Source organism: Rhizobium sp. RAF36 (assembly GCF_052114105.1).
GTDB lineage: Bacteria > Pseudomonadota > Alphaproteobacteria > Rhizobiales > Rhizobiaceae > Rhizobium.
In genome coordinates this window covers 134,273-153,941 of the sequence record NZ_JBFREC010000004.1, presented here as the reverse complement: position 1 = coordinate 153,941, position 19,669 = coordinate 134,273, and the positions used below count along the sequence as shown (strand labels likewise).

Annotated in this window: 20 protein-coding genes; 11 read left to right on the top strand and 9 right to left on the bottom strand. The window is 63.5% G+C overall.

The features are described 5' to 3' along the window. Positions 1-10 precede the first annotated feature (10 nt). Positions 11-997 carry an aldo/keto reductase gene (locus AB4Z25_RS16050; RefSeq protein ID WP_442208480.1) on the bottom strand — a complete coding sequence of 329 codons (987 nt, stop codon included), beginning with the start codon at positions 995-997 and terminating at the stop codon, positions 11-13. A 145-nt stretch (positions 998-1,142) separates the two neighbouring features. Between AB4Z25_RS16050 and AB4Z25_RS16045 the strand changes: the two genes are divergently transcribed. The 6 genes from AB4Z25_RS16045 to larA all read left to right on the top strand — a co-directional run bounded on the left by AB4Z25_RS16045 (position 1,143) and on the right by larA (position 7,096). After that, on the top strand, positions 1,143-2,354 hold the full coding sequence (locus AB4Z25_RS16045; RefSeq protein ID WP_442208479.1) for an ABC transporter substrate-binding protein: 1,212 nt from the start codon (positions 1,143-1,145) through the stop codon (positions 2,352-2,354). Positions 2,355-2,454: 100 nt separating this feature from the next. Continuing rightward, entirely contained in the window at positions 2,455-3,324 is an 870-nt protein-coding gene (locus AB4Z25_RS16040; RefSeq protein WP_222004961.1) for a branched-chain amino acid ABC transporter permease, read from the top strand. Positions 3,325-3,343: 19 nt separating this feature from the next. Beyond that, positions 3,344-4,363: a branched-chain amino acid ABC transporter permease gene (locus AB4Z25_RS16035; RefSeq protein WP_442208478.1), complete on the top strand. Its 1,020-nt coding sequence runs from the start codon at positions 3,344-3,346 to the stop codon at positions 4,361-4,363. Further along, positions 4,360-5,082, top strand: coding sequence for an ABC transporter ATP-binding protein (locus tag AB4Z25_RS16030; RefSeq protein WP_442208477.1), 723 nt, complete (start codon positions 4,360-4,362; stop codon positions 5,080-5,082). The genes AB4Z25_RS16035 and AB4Z25_RS16030 overlap by 4 nt, the downstream gene beginning before the upstream one ends. Next, the gene (locus AB4Z25_RS16025; RefSeq protein WP_442208476.1) at positions 5,079-5,807 is read left to right on the top strand and encodes an ABC transporter ATP-binding protein; all 729 of its coding nucleotides are present in this window, start codon (positions 5,079-5,081) and stop codon (positions 5,805-5,807) included. Before AB4Z25_RS16030 ends, AB4Z25_RS16025 begins: the two co-directional genes overlap by 4 nt. A 2-nt stretch (positions 5,808-5,809) precedes the next feature. Continuing rightward, positions 5,810-7,096, top strand: coding sequence for a nickel-dependent lactate racemase (gene larA / locus AB4Z25_RS16020; protein WP_442208475.1), 1,287 nt, complete (start codon positions 5,810-5,812; stop codon positions 7,094-7,096). A gap of 4 nt (positions 7,097-7,100) precedes the next feature. Here the strand turns inward: larA and AB4Z25_RS16015 are convergent, their stop codons facing one another. Next, entirely contained in the window at positions 7,101-7,847 is a 747-nt protein-coding gene (locus AB4Z25_RS16015; protein ID WP_112388735.1) for a FadR/GntR family transcriptional regulator, read from the bottom strand. A gap of 98 nt (positions 7,848-7,945) precedes the next feature. Between AB4Z25_RS16015 and AB4Z25_RS16010 the strand changes: the two genes are divergently transcribed. Genes AB4Z25_RS16010 through larB form a run of 4 tightly spaced genes read left to right on the top strand, consistent with a single transcriptional unit; the run spans position 7,946 to position 11,629 of the window. Continuing rightward, positions 7,946-8,881 (top strand): NAD(P)-dependent oxidoreductase, encoded by a 936-nt coding sequence (locus AB4Z25_RS16010; protein WP_442208774.1) that lies wholly within the window; start codon positions 7,946-7,948, stop codon positions 8,879-8,881. A gap of 11 nt (positions 8,882-8,892) precedes the next feature. Further along, positions 8,893-10,182, top strand: coding sequence for a LarC family nickel insertion protein (locus AB4Z25_RS16005; RefSeq protein WP_442208773.1), 1,290 nt, complete (start codon positions 8,893-8,895; stop codon positions 10,180-10,182). Continuing rightward, positions 10,179-10,970 carry an adenine nucleotide alpha hydrolase gene (locus AB4Z25_RS16000; protein WP_442208474.1) on the top strand — a complete coding sequence of 264 codons (792 nt, stop codon included), beginning with the start codon at positions 10,179-10,181 and terminating at the stop codon, positions 10,968-10,970. The genes AB4Z25_RS16005 and AB4Z25_RS16000 overlap by 4 nt, the downstream gene beginning before the upstream one ends. Continuing rightward, positions 10,967-11,629: a nickel pincer cofactor biosynthesis protein LarB gene (gene larB / locus AB4Z25_RS15995; protein WP_442208473.1), complete on the top strand. Its 663-nt coding sequence runs from the start codon at positions 10,967-10,969 to the stop codon at positions 11,627-11,629. The genes AB4Z25_RS16000 and larB overlap by 4 nt, the downstream gene beginning before the upstream one ends. A 34-nt stretch (positions 11,630-11,663) precedes the next feature. Here larB and AB4Z25_RS15990 read toward each other — a convergent pair whose 3' ends face one another. The 4 genes from AB4Z25_RS15990 to AB4Z25_RS15975 are packed head-to-tail and all read right to left on the bottom strand — an operon-like array spanning position 11,664 to position 15,466. Continuing rightward, positions 11,664-12,509 (bottom strand): fumarylacetoacetate hydrolase family protein, encoded by an 846-nt coding sequence (locus AB4Z25_RS15990; protein ID WP_442208472.1) that lies wholly within the window; start codon positions 12,507-12,509, stop codon positions 11,664-11,666. 28 nt (positions 12,510-12,537) lie between these two features. Continuing rightward, positions 12,538-13,281: an SDR family oxidoreductase gene (locus tag AB4Z25_RS15985; protein ID WP_442208471.1), complete on the bottom strand. Its 744-nt coding sequence runs from the start codon at positions 13,279-13,281 to the stop codon at positions 12,538-12,540. A gap of 17 nt (positions 13,282-13,298) precedes the next feature. Further along, a complete protein-coding gene (locus AB4Z25_RS15980) occupies positions 13,299-14,018 on the bottom strand; it encodes a FadR/GntR family transcriptional regulator (protein WP_112388741.1) in 720 nt (239 codons plus the stop codon). Next, positions 14,015-15,466 carry an FAD-binding oxidoreductase gene (locus AB4Z25_RS15975; protein ID WP_442208470.1) on the bottom strand — a complete coding sequence of 484 codons (1,452 nt, stop codon included), beginning with the start codon at positions 15,464-15,466 and terminating at the stop codon, positions 14,015-14,017. Before AB4Z25_RS15975 ends, AB4Z25_RS15980 begins: the two co-directional genes overlap by 4 nt. Positions 15,467-15,627: 161 nt before the next feature. On the opposite strand from AB4Z25_RS15975, the gene gloA reads away from it, so the two are divergent. Next, entirely contained in the window at positions 15,628-16,041 is a 414-nt protein-coding gene (gloA, locus tag AB4Z25_RS15970; protein ID WP_003592575.1) for a lactoylglutathione lyase, read from the top strand. A gap of 77 nt (positions 16,042-16,118) precedes the next feature. On the opposite strand, the gene AB4Z25_RS15965 is transcribed toward gloA, so the two are convergent. The 3 genes from AB4Z25_RS15965 to AB4Z25_RS15955 are packed head-to-tail and all read right to left on the bottom strand — an operon-like array spanning position 16,119 to position 19,646. After that, positions 16,119-17,087 (bottom strand): ABC transporter permease, encoded by a 969-nt coding sequence (locus tag AB4Z25_RS15965; protein ID WP_442208469.1) that lies wholly within the window; start codon positions 17,085-17,087, stop codon positions 16,119-16,121. A 10-nt stretch (positions 17,088-17,097) separates the two neighbouring features. After that, entirely contained in the window at positions 17,098-18,600 is a 1,503-nt protein-coding gene (locus tag AB4Z25_RS15960) for a sugar ABC transporter ATP-binding protein (protein ID WP_442208468.1), read from the bottom strand. 5 nt (positions 18,601-18,605) lie between these two features. After that, on the bottom strand, positions 18,606-19,646 hold the full coding sequence (locus tag AB4Z25_RS15955) for an ABC transporter permease (protein ID WP_442208467.1): 1,041 nt from the start codon (positions 19,644-19,646) through the stop codon (positions 18,606-18,608). Positions 19,647-19,669 lie beyond the last annotated feature (23 nt).

Here is a 19,669-nt window from a genome sequence, read left to right as displayed (position 1 = left end):
TTGACGCTCCCTACCAGCGCTGATGAACATATTGCTTGATGTAGGTGTCGTAGATCGACCTGATTTCCCGCATCGCGCTGTCGGAAATCGCGGGCAAGCTGGCGGCCTCGGCATTGGAGCTCGCCTGCGCCGGATTGCGGGCGCCCGGAATGGCGACCGTGACGGCGTCGAACATCAGGATCCAGCGGAGCGCGAATTTCGCCATGGTCGTATCGCCGGAGACCAGCGGACGGACCTTCTCGACGGCTTCGAGACCGACTTCATAGGGTACGCCGGAGAAGGTCTCGCCGACATCGAAGGCTTCGCCGTTGCGGTTGAAGAGCCGGTGATCGTTGCTCTCGAACTTGGTGTCCTTCTTGAACTTGCCCGACAGCAGCCCGCTTGCCAGCGGCACGCGGGCGATGATCGCCACCTTCTTCTCTTCGGCCTGCTTGAAGAAATGCTCGATCGGGCGCTGGCGGAAGGCGTTGAAAATGATCTGAACGCTGACGACGCCGGAATATTCGATCGCCTTCAGCGCTTCCTCGACGCGCTCGACGCTGACGCCGTAATTGCGGATCTTGCCCTGCTCCACCAAGCGGTCCAGACGTCCGAAAACTTCAGGGTGATAGTAGAGATCCGTCGGCGGGCAATGCAGCTGGACGAGATCGAGGCAATCGGTCTCGAGGTTCTTGAGGCTGCGATCGATCCAGCCATTCAGGTTTTCAGCGCTATAGCCTTCGACGGACTGTTCGGGCAGGCGGCGTCCGGCCTTGGTGGCGATGAACGGGCGTTCGCCGCCGCGTTCCTTCATCACCTTGGCGATCAGGCGCTCCGAATGGCCGTCGCCATAGACATCGGCGGTGTCGATGAAGGTGACCCCTGTGTCGAGGGCGGCGTGCAGGGCGGCGAGCGCCTCCGTATCGTTGACCTCTCCCCATGCGGCACCAATCGCCCAGGCGCCAAATCCGATCTCGCTGACCTTGCGGCCTGTCCGGCCGAACTCCTTCGTTCGCATCTCTCACTCCCTGATTTGCGGTGACCGGCGGGCCGGTACCGTCTGGTTAGACTTGCTTGACATTCTCCGTCAACCCAATTATCAGAAAACAGGGTTGTACGACAACCCGGTAAGTACGCAAAATCTGCATCGGGAGGATGAGACCGTGCGATCACTTGTTTTGGGAGGCATTTCTCTAGCGCTGGGCCTCGGCGCGTCACTGCAAATGGCATCGGCGGAAGACACGATCAAGATCGGTGTTGTGGCCGCAGAATCCGGCGCTTTCGTCTCGGCCGGTCACACCTTGCCGGCGGGCGTTGGCTTAGCGGTCAAGGAAATCAACGACGCGGGAGGCGTCAAGGTTGGTGACAAGACCTACAAGGTCGAGATGGTGAAGCGCGACGACCGCACCGACATCTCCACCGCCATTGCCGCGACCCAGGAACTGGTTCGCGATGAAAAGGTTTCGGCGATCTTCGGTTCGGAAACCCACGACTTTACCCTGGCGATGACCAAGATCACCCAGCCCGCCAAGGTGATCCAGTTTGCCGGCAACAGCACGCTGGCAAAGATCCTGAACCCGCAGTCCGTCGCCCCCGGCGCCGAAGACCATTACCTCTTCCAGTCCGAGCCGCAGGAATTCCAGCGCTCCGGCTCGACGGCCCGCGGCGTTCTCAGCCTGCTGACCCCGCTCGTCGGCCACCCGCTGAAAAAATCCGTCGTCATCGTCGGCAACGACGCTACCGGCCAGTTCCTGACCTCCTATTACGTCAAGGCGCTGAAGGCCGAAGGGCAGGAAGTCCCAGAAGTCATCTCCTATCCACCTGACACCACTGACTTCTCGCCGTTCCTGACGCGCGCCAAGAGCCTGAACCCTGACGTCGTGCACTTCTGGTACAACGGCGACTCGACGCTGACGGCCCTGCCGCAGGCGCTCGAACTCGGTGTTGCGCCCAGCTACTTCCTGTTCGGCGTCGACCCGGGCATCTGGAAGGAACGGGGCCTGACCGCCGACGTGCCGGTGGCCATGAGCTGCGTGCCGATCTGCTGGGGTGAGTCCTCGAACGCCAATGCGAAGACCTATTTCAAGGCCTACTTCGCAGCCGGCGCGCCGAAGGGCGTAACCTCCTCGGTCTCGCTGCTCTACTATGACTATGTCCACATGCTCGCCGAGGCCTGGACAAAGGCCGGTTCGCTCGATCCGGACAAGACCGTCGCAGCCCTGGAATCGCTCCATCACAAGGGCGTGGTTTCCGACGATCTCTCCTTCAACAAGAGCCATCAGGTGACGCACGCAACCGAGGTCTGCGCCGCAGCACCGGGTGGCGACATCTCCTGCGCGATGCAGCAGCCACCCGCCGAAGCCCCCGCGGAATAAACTGCCGATGCGCCTCCCGCCGGCCTCTGCGCCGGCGGGACTTTCGTCATTGAAAGCGGACGCGCTTGACGCGTAGTCCCCGTAACAGCGGAACAGAGCTGTGGACATTCTCATTCAGCAAATCCTCAACGGCCTGTCGATCGCGAGCGTCATCACGCTGATCGCCGTCGGGGTCACCTTGATCTTCGGCCTGACCGGCATCATCAACTTCGCGCATGGCGAATTCCTGATGGTCGGCAGCATCGTCACCTGGCTTGCCGTGCAGGCCGGCCTCGGCTTCTTCGTCGCCCTCGTGCTCGCCGTCCTTGCCGTCGGCGTCATGGGCTTCGTGCTTGAACGCGGGCTGTTCCGCTTCACTCTGACGCGACCGACCAATGGCTTCATCGTCTCGCTCGGGCTGATCGTCGTGCTGCAGCACATCGTCATTTTCTTCTACGATCCGAACCAGAAGAGCATCCCGCGCCCGCTGACCGGGATCTGGGAGATCGGCGGCGTCCGCATCGCCTCGGTTCGCGTCATGGTCATTCTGGTCACCATCGCGGTCGTTGCGCTGACCTTCGCCATGGTCACCCGCAGCCGCTACGGGCGCGCACTTCGCGCCGCCGTCGATGACCGCGATACGGCCGCACTGATGGGCATCCCCGTCCGCCGCTACATCACCGGTGTCTTCGTGCTCGGCAGCGCCCTTGCCGGTCTCGGCGGCGCGTTGCTCATCGCCCTCTTCCCGATCACGCCGTTCACCGGCGGCACCATGGTGATGAAGGGTTTTGCCGTGGCGCTGATCGGCGGCCTCGGAAACCTGACCGGTGCTGTCGTTGCCGGCCTGATTCTCGGCATCGTCGAAGGCTTCAGCGCCGGCTACGGCTTCTCCGCCTGGACCGACGCCTATTCCTTCGCCCTGATGATCCTGGTTCTGCTCTTCCGCCCGAACGGCCTGTTCGGCGGCACGAGCGGACCGAAAATGGCCTGACGCGCGAAAGGCACATGCTATGAACACCTCACTTTCGTCGCTCCGCTCACTGATCCCGGCTCTCGTCGTGCTCGCGATCCTCGCCTTCGTCCCGGCGCTCGGCGCCAGCAACCGCATGCTGTCGCTGGCGATCTCTGCCGGCATCAACATCGTCGCGCTCTACGGCCTTTCCGTGCTGTTCGGCCAGACCGGTATCCTGTCCATGGGCCATGCCGCCCTTGTCGGCGTCGGCGCCTATGCGGCGGCGCTGCTTGCCCGTGATACCGGCATCGGCTTCTGGGTGGCTCTGCCGCTCGGCGGCATCGCCGCTGCCGCCTTCGCTGCCATCATCGGCGTTCCCTCGCTGCGCGTCTCCGGCCACCACTTCGTCATCATGACTTTCGCCTTCGGTCAGCTGCTGACCATCGTTCTGACCAATGGCGGGGATTTCACCGGTGCCGCGACCGGGCTCGACCTGCAATTGCCGGTCAGCTTCTTCGGCATGCGTCTCGATGATCTCGTCCCCTACTACTTCGTCGTGCTGGCCTTCGTGGCACTCAGTGCCGTCGCCAGCTGGGGGATCATCAACTCGCCCTATGGCCGGACGCTGCGGGCCATCCGCGAAAACGAGAAACTGGCCGCATCGCTCGGCATCAATGTCGGCCGCCACAAGATCGGCGCCTTCATCGTCAGCGGCGTCTTTGCCGGTGTCTCCGGCGTGCTGCTCGCCTATTTCCTTCGACACATTTCGCCCAGCCAGTTCGCCTCCTTCCCGAGCATCTATCTGGCGCTGATGGTGATGATCGGCGGCGCGCGCCTGCTGCTCGGCCCGATCGCCGGCGGTATTCTCGTCTCCTTCCTGCCTGAGGTGCTGAACCTCGATCCGGTCGAATCCCGCATCCTCTACGGCGTCTGTCTGATCGCCGTCATCCTGCTGCTGCCGAACGGCCTGATTGCCGGCCTCGTCGACGGCTGGAACAGGCTCGTTCGCGGCCCGGCGCAAAAGCAGGCGTCGCGCCAGGCGGCAACTGCCACCCATGCTTCGGAGGCAGGCCGATGAGCGCCATTCTTGAGATCAGCGGACTGAAGAAGCAGTTCGGCGGCGTCACCGCACTATCCGGTGTCGATCTGTCGATCGACGAGGGCGAGATCCTCGGCATCGTCGGCCCGAACGGTTCCGGCAAGACGACGCTCTTCAACGTCATCACCGGCGTCTACCGGCCGACCGAGGGGTATGTCCGCTGGCGCGGACGGGATATCACCAGTCTCGCCGCCCATGAAGTGTCGGGCGCCGGTATCGGCTACACCTTCCAGCAGGCCATGGCCTTTCCGGGCCTCAGGGTCTGGGAAAACGTCCAGATCGCCTGCGAGCACGCACGCAACACTAGCCGCGCCTACCCCTGGACGACGCCCGCCGCCCTGCTCGATTTCGTCGGACTGACTGCACTCGCGAATGAGCGCGCCGGCGTGTTGCCCTTCGGCAATCTGCGTCTTCTCGGCATCGCACTGGCGCTCGCCACGCGGCCCTCGCTGATCCTGCTCGACGAACCGGCGGCAGGCCTCAACGACAAGGAAACCGCAACGCTGGTGGGTCTGGTCAAGCAGTTCCCGGCCCACGGCATCAGCGTCTGCGTCATCGATCATGACATGAAGCTGATGCAGATGCTCTGCAAGCGGCTGGTCGTCCTCGATTTCGGCTCGAAGATCGCAGACGGGCCGACGCAGGACGTTCTTTCCAATCCGAAGGTGCTCGAAGTCTATCTCGGAGGTGCGCTGTGAACCTGCTCGATGTTTCCAATGTGACAACAGGGTATGGCGCAACGGTCGTCAATCGCGATGTCTCCGTGACGCTCGGCGAGAACGAGGTAATCACCATTCTCGGCCCGAACGGCGCCGGCAAGTCGACATTGCTGCGCACCATCGTCGGCCTCGTCAAACCGCGCGCGGGGACCATCAGCTTCGCCGGCGAGAACGTGACGGGCCGTACGCCGGATATCATGGCCAAGCGCGGCGTCGTTCTGGTGCCGGAGGGACGGCGGATCTTCGGCGATATGACCGTCGAGGAAAACCTGCGTCTTGGCGCCTATGCGCGGCGTGATACCGATGCTGTCGAAGCCGACGTCAAGACGATGGAGAGCTTCTTCCCGATCCTTGCGACCAAGCGGCAGCAGAAAGGCGGCTCGCTGAGCGGCGGCCAGCAGCAGATGCTGGCGATCGCCCGCGGCCTGATGGCGAGACCCCGCGTGCTGCTGCTCGACGAGCCGTCGCTCGGGCTTTCCCCGCTGCTCGTCAAGGAGATCCAGACGATCATTCTCGGCATCGGCAAGACCTTCAACGCCTCCGTTCTGCTGGTCGAGCAGAATGCTGGTCTGGCCCTCTCCGTCGCCACGCGCGGTTATCTGATGCAGAACGGCCGCATCGCGACGTCGGGGCCGATCGCAGAACTCAAGGACATGTCGCTGATGCGCGAGCTCTATCTCGGCGGCGTGGCGGAGCAGGTGTGACGATGGACAAGATCGCACTCTCCTATGGCCGCGGCCATCTCGACATTACGCTTCCGCCGGGCGCCCGGCCCACGGTGATCCGCAAGCAGCAACTGCCGAAACTCGCCGATGGCAAGGCAGCGGTGATCGAGGCACTGCACCATCCGGTTGCCTCCGAACCTCTTTCTGACCTTGCAAGGAACCGCCAAAGCGCCTGCATTCTGATCTGCGACATCACCCGGCCGGTGCCGAACCGGCTGTTTCTGCGCCCGATGATCGAGACGATGATTGCGGCGGGCATTCCGCAGGAGAAGATTTCGGTGCTTGTTGCCACCGGCCTGCACCGGCCGAACCTCGGCGACGAGCTGGCCGAACTGGTCGGCGATCCCTGGGTGCTCGAAAATGTCCGCGTCGAAAACCACTATGCCAGAGACGAGGACGCCCATATCGATTTCGGCTTCACCAAAACGCGGAACACGCCGGTCAAGCTCGACCGGCTGTTTGCCGAGGCCGATCTCAGGATCGCGACCGGCCTTGTCGAGCCGCATTTCATGGCCGGCTGGTCTGGCGGGCGAAAGGTCATTGCCCCGGGCGTTGCCCATCACGAGACGATTCGGACGTTCCACTCGGCACGCTTCATGGAAGACCCGCTGGCCGTCCAATGCAATCTGATCGGCAATCCGCTGCACGAAGAGCAGCTGGAAATCGTCCGGATGCTCGGTGAGGTCTATGCGCTGAACACGGTACTCGATGAGGATCGCGATCTCGTCTGTGTCACCTTCGGCGAGATCATCGCCAGCCATCAGGCGGCGGTAGATTTTGTCAGCGGCGCGACACAGATCCCGCTCGACCGGAAGTTCTCCACCGTCATCACCTCCTCGGCCGGCTATCCGCTCGACAAGACCTACTACCAGACCATCAAGGGCATGGTGACGCCGCTCGATATCCTGAAGCCCGGCGGCACGCTGATCATCGCGTCGGAATGTTCGGAAGGCTTCGGTTCACCGGAATTCCGCGAGGCGCAGGCAAGACTGGTCGAGCTCGGCCCGGAGCGCTTCCTGGCAACGCTGACGGCAAAAAGCCTGGCGGAAATCGACGAGTGGCAGACGGAGATGCAGCTGAAGCCGATGCGGCTCGGCAGCGTCGAGCTCTATACGACCGGTCTTTCGGGCGACGACCGGACCCTGACGGGCGTCGGCATGATCGACGATATCCAGACGGCCATCGCCCGCAGCATCAGCGCCAGCGGCGACGCCGATGTCGCCATCATCCCGGAGGGGCCTTATGTCGTGCCTCGATATGCGGCGTGAGCGGCTAGCGATGAAGGTTGGCGTCGCGCAACTCTTCGAAGCGCGCGGTGCTCTTCGACAGGTGATTGCGCAGCGCCTTGCGGGCGGCCGCTTCGTTGCCGTCGCGGATCGCGGCGAAAATCGCATGGTGCTCCTTGCGCATCCGCTCGGCATGCTGCTCGCGTCCAGCCGCCGTCATCTTGTCGAGCCGCGCCCACTGGCGCGGCACCATCGCGTTGCCGAATGTGTCGAACAACCGTCCGTAATAGGAATTCTGCGTCGCGACGAGGATCGAGCGATGGAAGGCAAAGTCTTCCTCGGCGCCATAACCGCCTTCGGCTATCGCCCGGTCCAGCGCATCGAGCCGGTCTTGCATGCGGACGATATCCTCCGGCGTACGCCGGAGCGCCGCGAGACCGGCGGCTTCGTATTCGATGCCGAGGCGCAATTCGAGAACCCGCAGCACCTCGTCGATCGATTCAAGATCATTGGGGATGATCGAAAAGGAACGCGGCGTCGGATCGTTGGAGACGAAGGCGCCGAGCCCCTGGCGGGTCGTAATCAAGCCTTTCGCACGCAGCGTCGCAAGCGCCTCACGCACGATCGTGCGGCTGACCCCTGTCGCTTCCATGATCGCCTGCTCGGTCGGCAGCCGCTGGCCGGGCTTCAGATCGCCGGACTCGATCTGGGCGATCAGGCTGTCAGCCAGCCCGCTGCGCAGATTCGGCGTCTGCGGGATAGTGTTGAAAACGGCGTTGTCCCTGTCCTTCATGCTGTCGCGACGTCCATTCTCGCCGTCAGGCGGCGGCCGGGGAATAATGCCGTTGCTACCGCATACCGGCACAAAAAGCAAAAGCCCGCCCGGCGGGGATAACCAGAACGAACGGGGAGGAAAGAATGAAAGAGAAAATCGGCTTCATCGGTCTCGGTGCAATGGGATCAGGCATGGCGGCCAATCTGCTGTCGAAAGGCTGGCCGCTGACGGTCATGGCCCACAGAAAGCGCGAGGCCATCGAGCAGCTGAAGGCGCAGGGAGCCAGCGAAGCGGCGACGCCCAAGGCGCTGGCGCTGGCATCGGATGTGGTGGTGCTCTGCGTCACCGGTTCCGAGGAAGTCCAGCAACTCCTGTCCGGTCCAGATGGCCTGCTCGCCTCCGGAAAGCGGATGCTTTTGATCGACTGCTCGACCTCAAACCCCGCCGTGACGATCAAGCTCGCTGCCGAACTTTCGGAGCAGGGTATCACGCTCGTCGACGCTCCCCTGGCCCGCACGCCGAAGGAAGCGGCGGAAGGCAAGCTGGATGTGATGGCGGGCGGCTCTGCCGATGGCATTGCCCGCGCCCGGCCGATCCTCGAAGCCTTCGCCGCCCGCATCATCGAGACCGGCCCGGCGGGCACCGGCCACACGATGAAGCTGCTCAACAACTTCGTGTCGATGGGTTACTCGGCGATCTATTCGGAAGCATTGATGATCGCCGCAAAGGCCGGGTTGACGCCGCAGGTATTCGACAGCGTCTTGCGCGGCAGCCGTATGGACTGCGGCTTCTACCAGGCCTTCTTCGAATTCGTGCTGAATCGCAACGAGAACGCCCAGCGCTTCGCCATGGCCAATGCGCTGAAGGATATGTCCTATCTGGCATCGCTGGCCCAGGCGCTGCAGGCGGTCAACCCGGTCGGCGCTGCCGTGCGCAACAGCTTTGCGACGGCGGTTGCCGCAGGGCGCGGCCAATCCTTCGTACCGGCCCTTTCGGATGTGATCGCGGCGGCAAACGGCGTTTCGCTGACTGAAGCAGCGGACGGAAAATAGGGCGGATGACCGTGCTGGAAGTTCATCTCGACCCCGTCGGCGGCATTGCAGGCGACATGTTCGTCGCAGCCTTGCTCGATCTCAGGCCGGACCTGAATACCGGCCTGCAGGCGGCGCTGAAACGCTGCCCGCTGATCGAAAACGTCGCGTGCGAACTCGTGGCGCATCACGACGGCGTGCTGACCGGCAGCCGCTTCAAAGTGTATCATGCCGAACACGGGGCTGATCACCCGCATGATCACCATCACCACCATGACCATCACGGCCACCATCACCATGATCACGCTCATGCGGAGCACGATCACGCTCACGCAGCGCATCACCACCATGTCGCCTGGCGGCACATCCGCGATGCGCTGAGCCGTTCGGCGCTCGACGGAGAAACCATCCGTCATGCGACCGGCATCTTCCAAAAGCTGGCGGAAGCGGAAGCCAAGGTCCACGGCACAACGCCCGAAGACGTTACCTTTCACGAGGTCGGCGCGTGGGATTCGATCGCCGACATCGTCTCGGCCGCCTGGCTGATAACGCAGCTCGGCGCAGCGCATTGGAGCGTGGGTCCGGTCCCGCTCGGAAGCGGCCGGTTGAAGACCGCGCATGGCCTGCTCCCGGTTCCGGCGCCTGCGACCGTGCACCTGCTGAGGGGTTTCGATGTCATCGATGACGGAATCGGCGGCGAGCGCGTCACGCCGACGGGTGCCGCCATCCTTGCTTATCTCTGCGGGACCAGGACTGCACCCGGCCGAAGGGTGCTGAAGGCATCAAGCCACGGCTTCGGCACCAAGCGCCTCCCCGGCCTCAGCAACTGCCTGCGGCTCCTGGCCTTCGAGCGCCGCGACGAAGAATCGGCCTTCAACGGCACGGTGGCGGTCCTCGAATGCGAGATCGACGACCAGACCGGGGAAGACATCGCCCAGGCGGTGGACCGGCTGCGTGACCGCCCGGATGTGCGCGACGTCGTCCAGATGCCGGTCTTCGGCAAGAAGGGCCGGATGATGACCCATCTCCGGGTGCTTGCCGACCCGTCGAAAAGCAGGGATGTCGCCGCCGCCATGCTCGACGAAACGACAACCATCGGCGTGCGCGCCACGACGGCGGAGCGGATGACGCTGAGCCGCGAGCAGGAAACGGTCGAGCACGCAGGAAAAGTCTACGCCTTCAAGCTCGTCGACCGCCCCTCGGGCCGCACCGCCAAGCTCGAAGCCGACGACCTGACATCGACCCCGGGGGCGGCGGCACGCAGCAGCCTGAGGAGTCTTCTGGAGGGGCTGTTGAAACAGAAAAGAGGAGACCTGTTGTGAGAAGGGCTCTGGAAGAATGTCTCGCCTCGCTCGGCGACGTCTCTATCGCCGTCAGCGGCGGCATCGACTCGCTGACGCTGGCGGTCATCGCGACCCGGCTTCTCGGCCCCGCACGCGTCAACATCATGCACGCGGTCTCGGCTGCCGTCCCCGCAGAAGCCACCGAGCGCGTCAGGATGCTGGCGGGAAGCGAGGGCTTCGACCTCGAGATCATCGACGCCGGCGAATTCTCCGATCCGGATTATCTCCGGAACCCCGTCAACCGCTGCTTCTTCTGCAAGGGCAATCTCTACGGCGCCATCGCCGCCCGGTCGAGCCGTCAATTGCTGTCCGGAACCAATCTCGACGATCTCGGCGAGTACCGTCCGGGGCTTGAAGCAGCCAAGAATTTCTCCGTCCGCCATCCCTTCGTCGAGGCCGGTATCGGCAAGCAGGCTTTGCGCCAGCTGGCGCGTGATGCAGGCCTCGGCGCGCTGTCGGAGCTGCCCGCCTCTCCCTGCCTCTCCAGCCGGATCGAAACGGCGATCGCCATCGAGCCGGAGATGCTGGAGGCCGTGCACCGGATCGAGACGTTCCTGACCGAGACGCTGAGGCCGCAAACCGTCCGCTGCCGCATCAGGCGCAGCGGCATCGCCATCGAGCTTGATCGCGATGCGCTGGCGCTGGCAACGGCGATGAACGACGTCGGCAAGGACCTGCGTGGCATGCTGCCCGGCGCCTACAGGAACGGCCCGTTGACCTTCGAGCCCTACCGCAATGGAAGCGCTTTCGTCGGAGCCAGGCCATGAGCGGCGATGCCGTCTTCGATTTCGCCCGGGCCGAGCGCATCGGCCTCAGCGAAGCCGTGTTCTGCGCCGGCAAGACACCACAGCAGATAGCTTCGATCCTTGAGAGCGCGCGGGTGAGAGACGCTGGTCTCCTGCTGACCCGTCTGAACAGCGAAAAATTCGAGGCCCTACCGGGCGATCTGAGAGCCCTCACCGACTGGTGCCCGCTATCGCAAACCGCATTCTTCGGCCCGGTTCCGCCAGTATCCTCGACCGGAACCGTCGCGATCGTCGCAGCCGGAACCTCGGACGCACCTGCCGCCCGGGAAGCCGAGCGGACCCTTCGCCACGCGGGCGTCGGGGCATCCGTCATCATCGATGTCGGCGTCGCCGGGCTCTGGAGACTGATGGACAGAATCGAGGAGATCCGCCGCTTTCCCGTCGTCATTGCCGTCGCGGGCATGGACGCGGCGCTCGCAAGCGTTCTCGGCGGTCTGTACGGCGGCAGCCTGATCTGCGTGCCGACCTCGGTCGGCTACGGCGCGGCCGAAGAGGGCCGTACCGCACTCAACGCCATGCTGGCCAGCTGCGCGCCGGGGCTGCTCGTTACCAATATCGACAACGGCTACGGCGCCGCGTGCGCGGCGCTCCGCATGCTTGGTGTCATGAAGCTTCGCTGATCAGGGAGCCGTCGAGTGGCTCCCCGAGGCTTTCTCAGGCAGCGTCCACAGTCAGCTGCGTCTGCTCGCCGAGACCGTCGATGCCGAGCTTTATCGTCTGCCCGGCCTTCAGGAACAGCGGCGGCTTCATGCCGAGGCCGACGCCCGGCGGCGTGCCCGTCGAGATGATATCGCCCGGCTGCAGGCTCATGAACTGCGAGATGTAGTGAACGAGGAACGAGACGCCGAAGATCATCGTCTTCGTCGAGCCGTTCTGGCGCATCGTGCCATCAACGGACAGCCACATCTTCAGGTCCTGCGGATCGGCGATCTCGTCGCGCGTCACCATCCAGGGGCCGATCGGGCCGAAGCTGTCGGCCGACTTCCCCTTGGTCCATTGCCCGCCGCGCTCGGCCTGGAATTCACGCTCCGAAACGTCGTTGATCAGGCAGTAGCCGGCGACATGTTTCATCGCATCCGCTTCCGAAACATACCGGGCCTCGTCGCCGATGACGATGCCGAGCTCGACTTCCCAGTCGGTCTTCTTCGACTTGCGCGGGATGATGACGTTGTCGTTCGGGCCGGTGATGGCGCTGGTCGCCTTCATGAACAGGATCGGTTCTTCGGGAATGGCTGCACCAGTCTCGGCAGCGTGGTCTGCATAGTTCAGGCCGACGCAGATGAACTTGCCAGTGCGCGAGACGCAGGGGCCATACCGGCCGGGCTCGGCAACGACGGGCAGGCTCTCGATGTCGATCGCGGCGATCTTCGCCAGACCCGCAGCCGTCAGGCTGTCACCTGATATGTCGCCGACATGACCGCTGAGGTCGCGGACCTTGCCGTTCCTGTCGAGAATGCCGGGCTTTTCGGCGCCGCGCTCACCGTATCTCAGAAGCTTCATATCGATTGTCCGTTTTTAAGATATGTCTTCAGGCGTTCGCCCAGCCACCATCGATGACGATGGCATTTCCGGTCATGAAGGCCGATTCCTTGCTGGCGAGGTAGACGACCAGGTCGGCCACTTCCTCCGGCGTACCGAGGCGTCCCATCGGCTGGCGGGCGATGAAGCCGGCGCGGGCCTGATCGTAATCGCCGAGCGCCCGCATGCGATCCTGCAGCGACGGGCTTTCGACAGTGCCGGGGCAAATCGCGTTGGCGCGGATGCCCTGTCCGACATAATCGAGCGCCACCGATTTCGTCAGGCCGATCACCGCAGCCTTGGTGGTGCCGTAGATGAAGCGGTTCGGCGCGGCGATCACGGTGGAGGCGACCGATGCCATGTTGACGATCGAGCCGCCGCCGCGGGCGATCATGCCTGGCAGGAAGGCGCGGATCATCCGGTACATGGCGCGGATGTTGAGGTTGACGGAAAAGTCGAAGGCGTCCTCGTCGCAATCGAGGATCGAGCCGTGATGCACGAAACCGGCGCAGTTGAAGAGAATGTCCGGCGCCTCGATTTCGTTGGCGAAGGCGGTGATCTCCGCCGGGTTCAGCACATCGAGCTTGCGCGCGGTAACGCCAGCCTGATCGCGCAGCGTATCGAGCTTTGCGGCGTCGATATCTGTGGCGCAGACGCGCGCGCCTTCACGCAGGAAGGCGAGCACCGTGGCACGTCCCATCCCCTGCCCGGCTGCCGTCACGACAGCGGTTTTTCCCTCAAGTCTTCCAGTCATGTCATGTCCTCAACAGATTATTCGGGTTGTTCTCCGGCCAGCCCGACGCGGTTTGCCGCACCATGGAGGTGCGCCCGCATGGCATCACGGGCTTCGTCGCCGTCGCCCGCTTCGATGGCATCGAGAATGCGTTGATGCTCACCGAGCGTCACGGCCGCCAGATCTTCGGAGCGCTGCTGGTTGCCGGAGGCCAGAATGCTTTCGCGCACCCGCTCGGAAACGAACATCAGGAACTGGACCATGTAGAGATTGCCCGTCGCCGCAGCGACAGTCTTGTGGAATTCGAGATCGGTCTTCAGCCACATGACGCTGCCGTAGGGCGCATCACGCATCGTCACCAACGCATCCTTCATCGCCGTCAGGTCGTCGCCGGTCCGGCGCTTGGCGGCAAGGGCGGCCGCCTCGACTTCGAGAATGCCGCGCAGTTCGAATAGCGATTGGAAGGCCGCAGCCTGCTGCAGGGCTTCGTAGTCGATCGTCAATGTCGTGGCATTCGGCTGGTCCGCGACGAAGGCGCCGCGGCCCTGCTGCGACCAGATCCGGCCCTCGGACCGCAACCGCGCGATCGCCTCGCGCACGACGTTGCGGCTGACGCCGAATGTCTGCGCCAGCTGCTGCTCGGTCGGCAGCTGATCACCCGGCCGCAAACGTCCCTGGGCGATTTCGCGCGAGATCGAACTTGCGACCAGCGTCGACAGATGCGGGCCCCGATTGACCTTGTCGAGTTTCAGCGTCATTCCCTACCCCCTGCCAGTCCATCTGCACTTGCCAATATCCGCCCCTCGCTCAAAAGATGGCGCGGGTCGAATGCATCCTTGATCCGGCGCGAGAGCTCCAGCGTCAAGGGGTCGGCACGTTTCAGGAAGGCGTCCTGCTTGACGCGGCCGATGCCGTGCTCGGCGCTGATCGAGCCGCCATGCTTGTCGACGACATCGAAGATCACCTCTTCGGTGGCATGAAACAGGCCATCGAACTGGTCGGCGGGCATGCCGACAGGCGGAACGATATTCAGATGGATATTGCCGTCGCCGACATGGCCATAGGTGACTGCGATCGCCTCGGGATGTTTCTGCGACAGCGCTTCGAGCGTGTCGCCGACGAAGGCCGCCAGGCTTGATATCGAAACCGAGACATCGGTCCTCAGATAGCGTCCGCCGCGGCCCTGCGCCTCGACCATCATCTCGCGCAGCAGCCAGAGCCGGTCGCCCTGCGCCTTGCTGCTGGCGATGACGCCGTCGAGAACCAGATCGGAGGCATCGCCCAGAAACCCTTCGAGCAGGGCGCGAAGATCAACACGTCCGGCGGCCGAAGCCTCGATCAGCACATAGACGGGATAGGCTTCGCTCAGGGGATCGGGAAGATCGTCGCGGGCATTGATGGCAATCTCTATGCCGCCGCGCAGGATGAGCTCGAATGCCGTCAGCAGGTCGCTGCACTGGCGGCGCGCCCGCGCATAAAGCTGCATGGCATCATCCACCGAGGCAAGTCCGACCAGCGCGGTTTCCACCTGTTCCGGCTTCGGAAACACCTTGAGCGCCACGGCGGTGACGATGCCGAGCGTGCCTTCGCTGCCGATGAAAAGCTGTTTCAGGTCATAGCCGCGGTTATCCTTGCGCAGGGTGCGCAGACCGTTCCAGATCCGTCCGTCGGCAAGCACGACCTCGAGGCCAAGCACCAGGTCGCGGGTCATGCCATAGCGCAGCACGTTGAAACCGCCGGCATTGGTCGAAACGTTGCCGCCGATCCGGCAGGTGCCCTGCGCCCCGAAGGTGATCGGCAAAATACAGTCGGCCGCTTCGGCGTGGCGCTTGGCATCTTCGAGAATGCAGCCGGCCTCGACGACCATGGCGAAATCGATGGGATTGACCGAGCGTACCTTGTTCATCCGCTCCAGCGAAACGACCACCTCGCCGCCCGGATAGCTCGGCACTGCCGCGCCAACCAGCCCGGTCAGCCCGCCCTGCGGAACGACATGGATCTTCTCTTCATGGCAAAACGCCATCAGGCGGCTGAGCTCAGCGGCCGAACGCGGCCGCGCCACGGCCAGCGGCCGGCCGTAATGCTCTCCGGACCAGTCGCGGCTGTAGCGCTCCAGCGCCTCGCCTTCCGTCAGGAGCAGGTCTGCCGGCATAGCGGCAGAGAGGGCGGCAAGCGCTCTTTCCTGGAGGGGCGGAAGGGCATTCATTCGGTTGCTCCGGTTAAGCGGGAAAACATCTGGACAACTGGGTCACTTACATGGTTATCATACAACACTGGTTTCGAACATCAAGTGCGGCGATCTTTTCCAATGCTCGCCTTTCGCTAAAAACCAGTGTAAAAACGATAACTTGCAGGAGGATCCGTACTATGACCGCAGCGTCCGGCCAATTTCGAAATATGCACGTCATGATCCGTGTGTTCGACCTCGATAGGTCGATCAAGTTCTACACGGAACTGCTCGGCATGAAGCTTCTTCGCAAGGATGACTATCCGGGCGGAAAGTTCACCAATGCCTTCGTCGGCTATGGTCCCGAAGAGACCGATACCGTCATCGAACTGACCTACAACTGGGGCCGCGAAGAACCCTACGAACTCGGCACCGGCTTTGGCCATCTGGCACTCGGCGTCAACGACATCTATGCCGTCTGCGCCGCGCTTGAGAAGCAGGGCGCCAAGATCCCACGCCCGCCGGGCCCGATGCTGCACGGCACCACGCATATCGCCTTCATCGAAGATCCCGATGGCTACAAGATCGAGCTGATCGGCCTCGACACGATGTAAGTCCCGCTTCGTCTTCCGGAGGCCGCGCTGCAGAGCGCGGCCTTTTTTGTTTGCCGGTAGCGTCTCCGCGCGGCCCATCATTTGATGATCGCAATCTTGCTGCGGTCGATGGTAATGGCGACGGCGAGGATCAGAACCGAGCCGAAGACGACGTTTTCGGCAAAGATGTTGATGCCGATGAAGGTCATGCCGATGCGCACGATCGAGATGATCAGCGCGCCGACGGCCGTGCGGGAAACGCCGCCGAGGCCGCCGGTGATTGCCGTGCCGCCGACGATGACGGCAGCGATTGCCGGCAGCAGCAGCTGATTGGCCAGGTTAGGCGAGCCGCTCGACAGGCGCGCAGCCAGGATCACACCGGCAATCGCCGCCAGCATGCCCGAGATTGCGAAGGCGACGATCTTGGTCCGCTCGACATTGATACCGGCAGCGATCGCCGCAGGCTCACCGGCACCGATCGCCAGGCTGTGGCGGCCGAAGCGCGTATATCTGAGGCCGAAGAATGCCAGGATGCCGATGATCGCGGCAATCCAGATGACCGTCGGCAGGCCCGCAAAGTTGTCGTTGATCCAGGCTGTGTTCAGACGGCCGGCTTCCTCGATGGTAATTGCCCGCCCGGCCGCGGCCCACAACGCGATACCGGCGACGACACCGCCGGTCGCCAGCGTTGCCACGAAGGACGGCACCTTGAGGCGGACATGGACGTAGCCGCTCAACGCACCGAAGACGAGGCCCGACAGGATTGCCACCGGAAAGGCGAGCATGCCGATCTGCGGCAGAAGCTGCGCCAGGATGACGCTCGACAGTGACGCCACCGACTGGATCGACAGGTCGATGCCGCCGATCAGGATGACGAAGGTCACACCGGCGGCGAGAATGAATAGCACCGCCGTGTTCGACAGCAGCAGGATCAGCGTATCGCCGGTCAGGAAGCCGGGGGCCGCGACCTCGATGACGAGGACGAGCACGACCAGCAGCGCGGGCGGAATGGCGCCCTGCATCCAGCCTGCGGCGAGAAGGGATTTCATATCCTTGAAACGTTCCATCATCGCCTCCTCACACCATCGCCCGGACAAGATCGACCTGATCCGGCTTGTTTCCGGGCGCCGCATCGAAATGCGCCGTGACGGCGCCATCGCGCATCACCAGCACCCGGTGCGACAGGCCAATCGTTTCCTCCAGCGTGTCGGAGATCAAAAGGATCGCGACACCCTGCGAGGAGAGATCGCGCACCAGTTCGTAGACTTCCTCCTTGGCGCCGACATCGAGACCGCGCGTCGGGTGATCGAGGATCAGGATCCGTGAGCCCGCCGTCATCCAGCGCGCCAGAACCACCTTCTGCTGGTTGCCGCCGGAGAGTTTCCGGCAGGCGATATCGGGCCCCGGCGCCTTGATGCGCAGCCGCTTGATCCAGTCGGCGGCGAGCCGCCGCTCGCGGCGATAATCGATTGCGCCGTTGCGCATCACCGAGGAGAGGTCGGCGAGCGTGATGTTTTCGGCGATCGACAGGAACATCACCAGCCCCTCGACGCGGCGCTCGCGCGGGATATAGCCGATGCTCTTGCGAACCGCCTGTTCCGGCGTGCGGAACTGCACCGCCTCGCCGTTGATCTTCAAGGTTCCGCCGGTATGGGTCATGAACCCGCCGATCGTGCGAGTCACTTCCTCGCGGCCGGAGCCGACAACGCCGGCAATACCGACGATCTCGCCGGCCCGAATCTGCAGGTCGACATCGTGAAACGCGCCATCGATCGCCAGCCTGCTCGCATCGACGACGATCTCGCTCGTCGGCGGCAGCTGCTTGTCTTCCTTGTAATAGGTCGACTGCAGTCCGCGCCCGACCATGATCTCGTGCAGTTCGGGTCCGGTGACATCTGCAGCCAGATGCTCGGCCACCACCTGCCCGTCCTTCATCGTGTAGACGCGGTCGGAAATGCGCAGCACCTCGTCCAGCCGGTGCGAGACGAAGACGAAGCTTGCCCGCGATTTCAGCGAGCGCACGCGCTTGAACAGCACGTCGATATCGCTGCCGCTCAGAACCGAGGTCGGCTCGTCGAGCAGGATGACCAGCGGGCGCGAGACGGTTTCTTCCAGCGTCAGGGCCTTGGCGAGCTCGACCATCTGGCGCGCAGCAAAGGTCAGTTCCGAGGTGCGCGCGGTCACGTCGATGTCGACGCCGATCTTGTCGAGCTGGCGCTTTGCCGCTGCCCGCATCGCTTTCCAGTCGACGATGCCGAAGCGGACGAACTGGCTTTCCTGGCCGAGATAGATGTTCTCGGCAACGGAGATGTTGAGCAGCAGCGACTGCTCCTGGAACACCATGCCGATGCCGTTGGCGGCGCCGTCGCGCGCATTACGCAGCTTCAGCGGCTGGCCGTCGAGCATCAGCGTGCCGCTGTCAGGCTGATGAGTGCCTGCAAGGATGCGCATCAATGTCGATTTGCCGGCACCGTTTTCGCCGATGAGGCCGACGACCTCGTTCGGCCGGATTTCGAGCGAGACGTTCTTCAATGCGTGAACGCCGGCGAAGGATTTGCTGATATCGTTGGCTGAAAACATGGCAGTCACTTCACGATCTGGAGACGCAGGCGGTCGAGCGACAGCGCGACGGCAGCGATGATCATCAGGCCCTGAACGGTCTGCTGCACATAGGGCGAGACGCCGAGCAGGATCATGCCGTTGCTGAGAACGGTGACGATCAGGACGCCGACCAGCGTATTGATGACGCCGCCTTCACCACCGGTCAGTGCCGTACCGCCGACCACCACGGCAGTCACCGCGGCAAACAATCGGCCATCTGCGATGACGGCATCGGAACGGCCGAGCTGGGCCGCGGCAAGAACACCGGCAATGCCGAAGAAGAAGCCTGCCAGCCCGAACGCCATGATGCGGACGCGGCGAAGATTGATGCCCGACAGTTCGGCGACATCCTCGCCCCCGCCGATCGCCATGATATGGCGCCCGAGACGGGTATAATATTGGACGGTGCAGGCGATCAGGAATGCGGCGAGCGCCACCCATACAGCAAAAGGCAATCCGAGAAAGCGGGCAAGTGCCAGATCGCGGATCGACGGATCCATCAGCCGCACGGCGGAGCCGCCGAGCATATAGACGGAGATGCCGAGCCCGATGAACCAGACGCCGAGCGTCGCCATGAAGGACGGAATTCTGAGATAGGTCTGTATGATGCCTGTCGTCAGGCCCATGACGGTGCTGGCGGCGATCGCCGCGATGACCGCAAGCCAGCCGTAGGCATTGGCATTGGCATCATTGGTGGCGAGCAGCACGGTCACCATGGCCGCGACCGAAAGCGAACCCTCGACCGAAAGATCGATGCTGCCGAGCAGGATGATGAAGGTCAGGCCCATGGCGAGCGTCAGAGGAACCGCAGCGGAATTGGCCACGCGCATCAGGTTGCGAGGTTCGATGAAATTGGGATTGGCGATGGTGATGAGAATGCAGAGCGCGATCAGCACCAGCGCCGGAGCGTAGGCGCGCAAGCGCTTGAGGTTCGGCCCGCTGAACAGGCGGCTTCCAACAGTCGGCATGGCACCTGCCTGTTCGCTTTTTGTCATAGTCTTGATGTTTTCGGCATTGATGGTCAACAGACGGCACCTCACTGCGTCAT

Bases quoted from the DNA above. Each gene is read 5' to 3' on its own strand.
- AB4Z25_RS16050 (WP_442208480.1), bottom strand. From the start codon at position 997: ATGCGAACGAAGGAGTTCGGCCGGACAGGCCGCAAGGTCAGCGAGATC.
- AB4Z25_RS16035 (WP_442208478.1), top strand. From the start codon at position 3,344: ATGAACACCTCACTTTCGTCGCTCCGCTCACTGATCCCGGCTCTCGTC.
- AB4Z25_RS16030 (WP_442208477.1), top strand. From the start codon at position 4,360: ATGAGCGCCATTCTTGAGATCAGCGGACTGAAGAAGCAGTTCGGCGGC.
- larA (WP_442208475.1), top strand. From the start codon at position 5,810: ATGGACAAGATCGCACTCTCCTATGGCCGCGGCCATCTCGACATTACG.
- AB4Z25_RS16015 (WP_112388735.1), bottom strand. From the start codon at position 7,847: ATGAAGGACAGGGACAACGCCGTTTTCAACACTATCCCGCAGACGCCG.
- larB (WP_442208473.1), top strand. From the start codon at position 10,967: ATGAGCGGCGATGCCGTCTTCGATTTCGCCCGGGCCGAGCGCATCGGC.
- AB4Z25_RS15990 (WP_442208472.1), bottom strand. From the start codon at position 12,509: ATGAAGCTTCTGAGATACGGTGAGCGCGGCGCCGAAAAGCCCGGCATT.
- AB4Z25_RS15985 (WP_442208471.1), bottom strand. From the start codon at position 13,281: ATGACTGGAAGACTTGAGGGAAAAACCGCTGTCGTGACGGCAGCCGGG.
- AB4Z25_RS15980 (WP_112388741.1), bottom strand. From the start codon at position 14,018: ATGACGCTGAAACTCGACAAGGTCAATCGGGGCCCGCATCTGTCGACG.
- AB4Z25_RS15975 (WP_442208470.1), bottom strand. From the start codon at position 15,466: ATGAATGCCCTTCCGCCCCTCCAGGAAAGAGCGCTTGCCGCCCTCTCT.
- gloA (WP_003592575.1), top strand. From the start codon at position 15,628: ATGACCGCAGCGTCCGGCCAATTTCGAAATATGCACGTCATGATCCGT.
- AB4Z25_RS15965 (WP_442208469.1), bottom strand. From the start codon at position 17,087: ATGGAACGTTTCAAGGATATGAAATCCCTTCTCGCCGCAGGCTGGATG.
- AB4Z25_RS15960 (WP_442208468.1), bottom strand. From the start codon at position 18,600: ATGTTTTCAGCCAACGATATCAGCAAATCCTTCGCCGGCGTTCACGCA.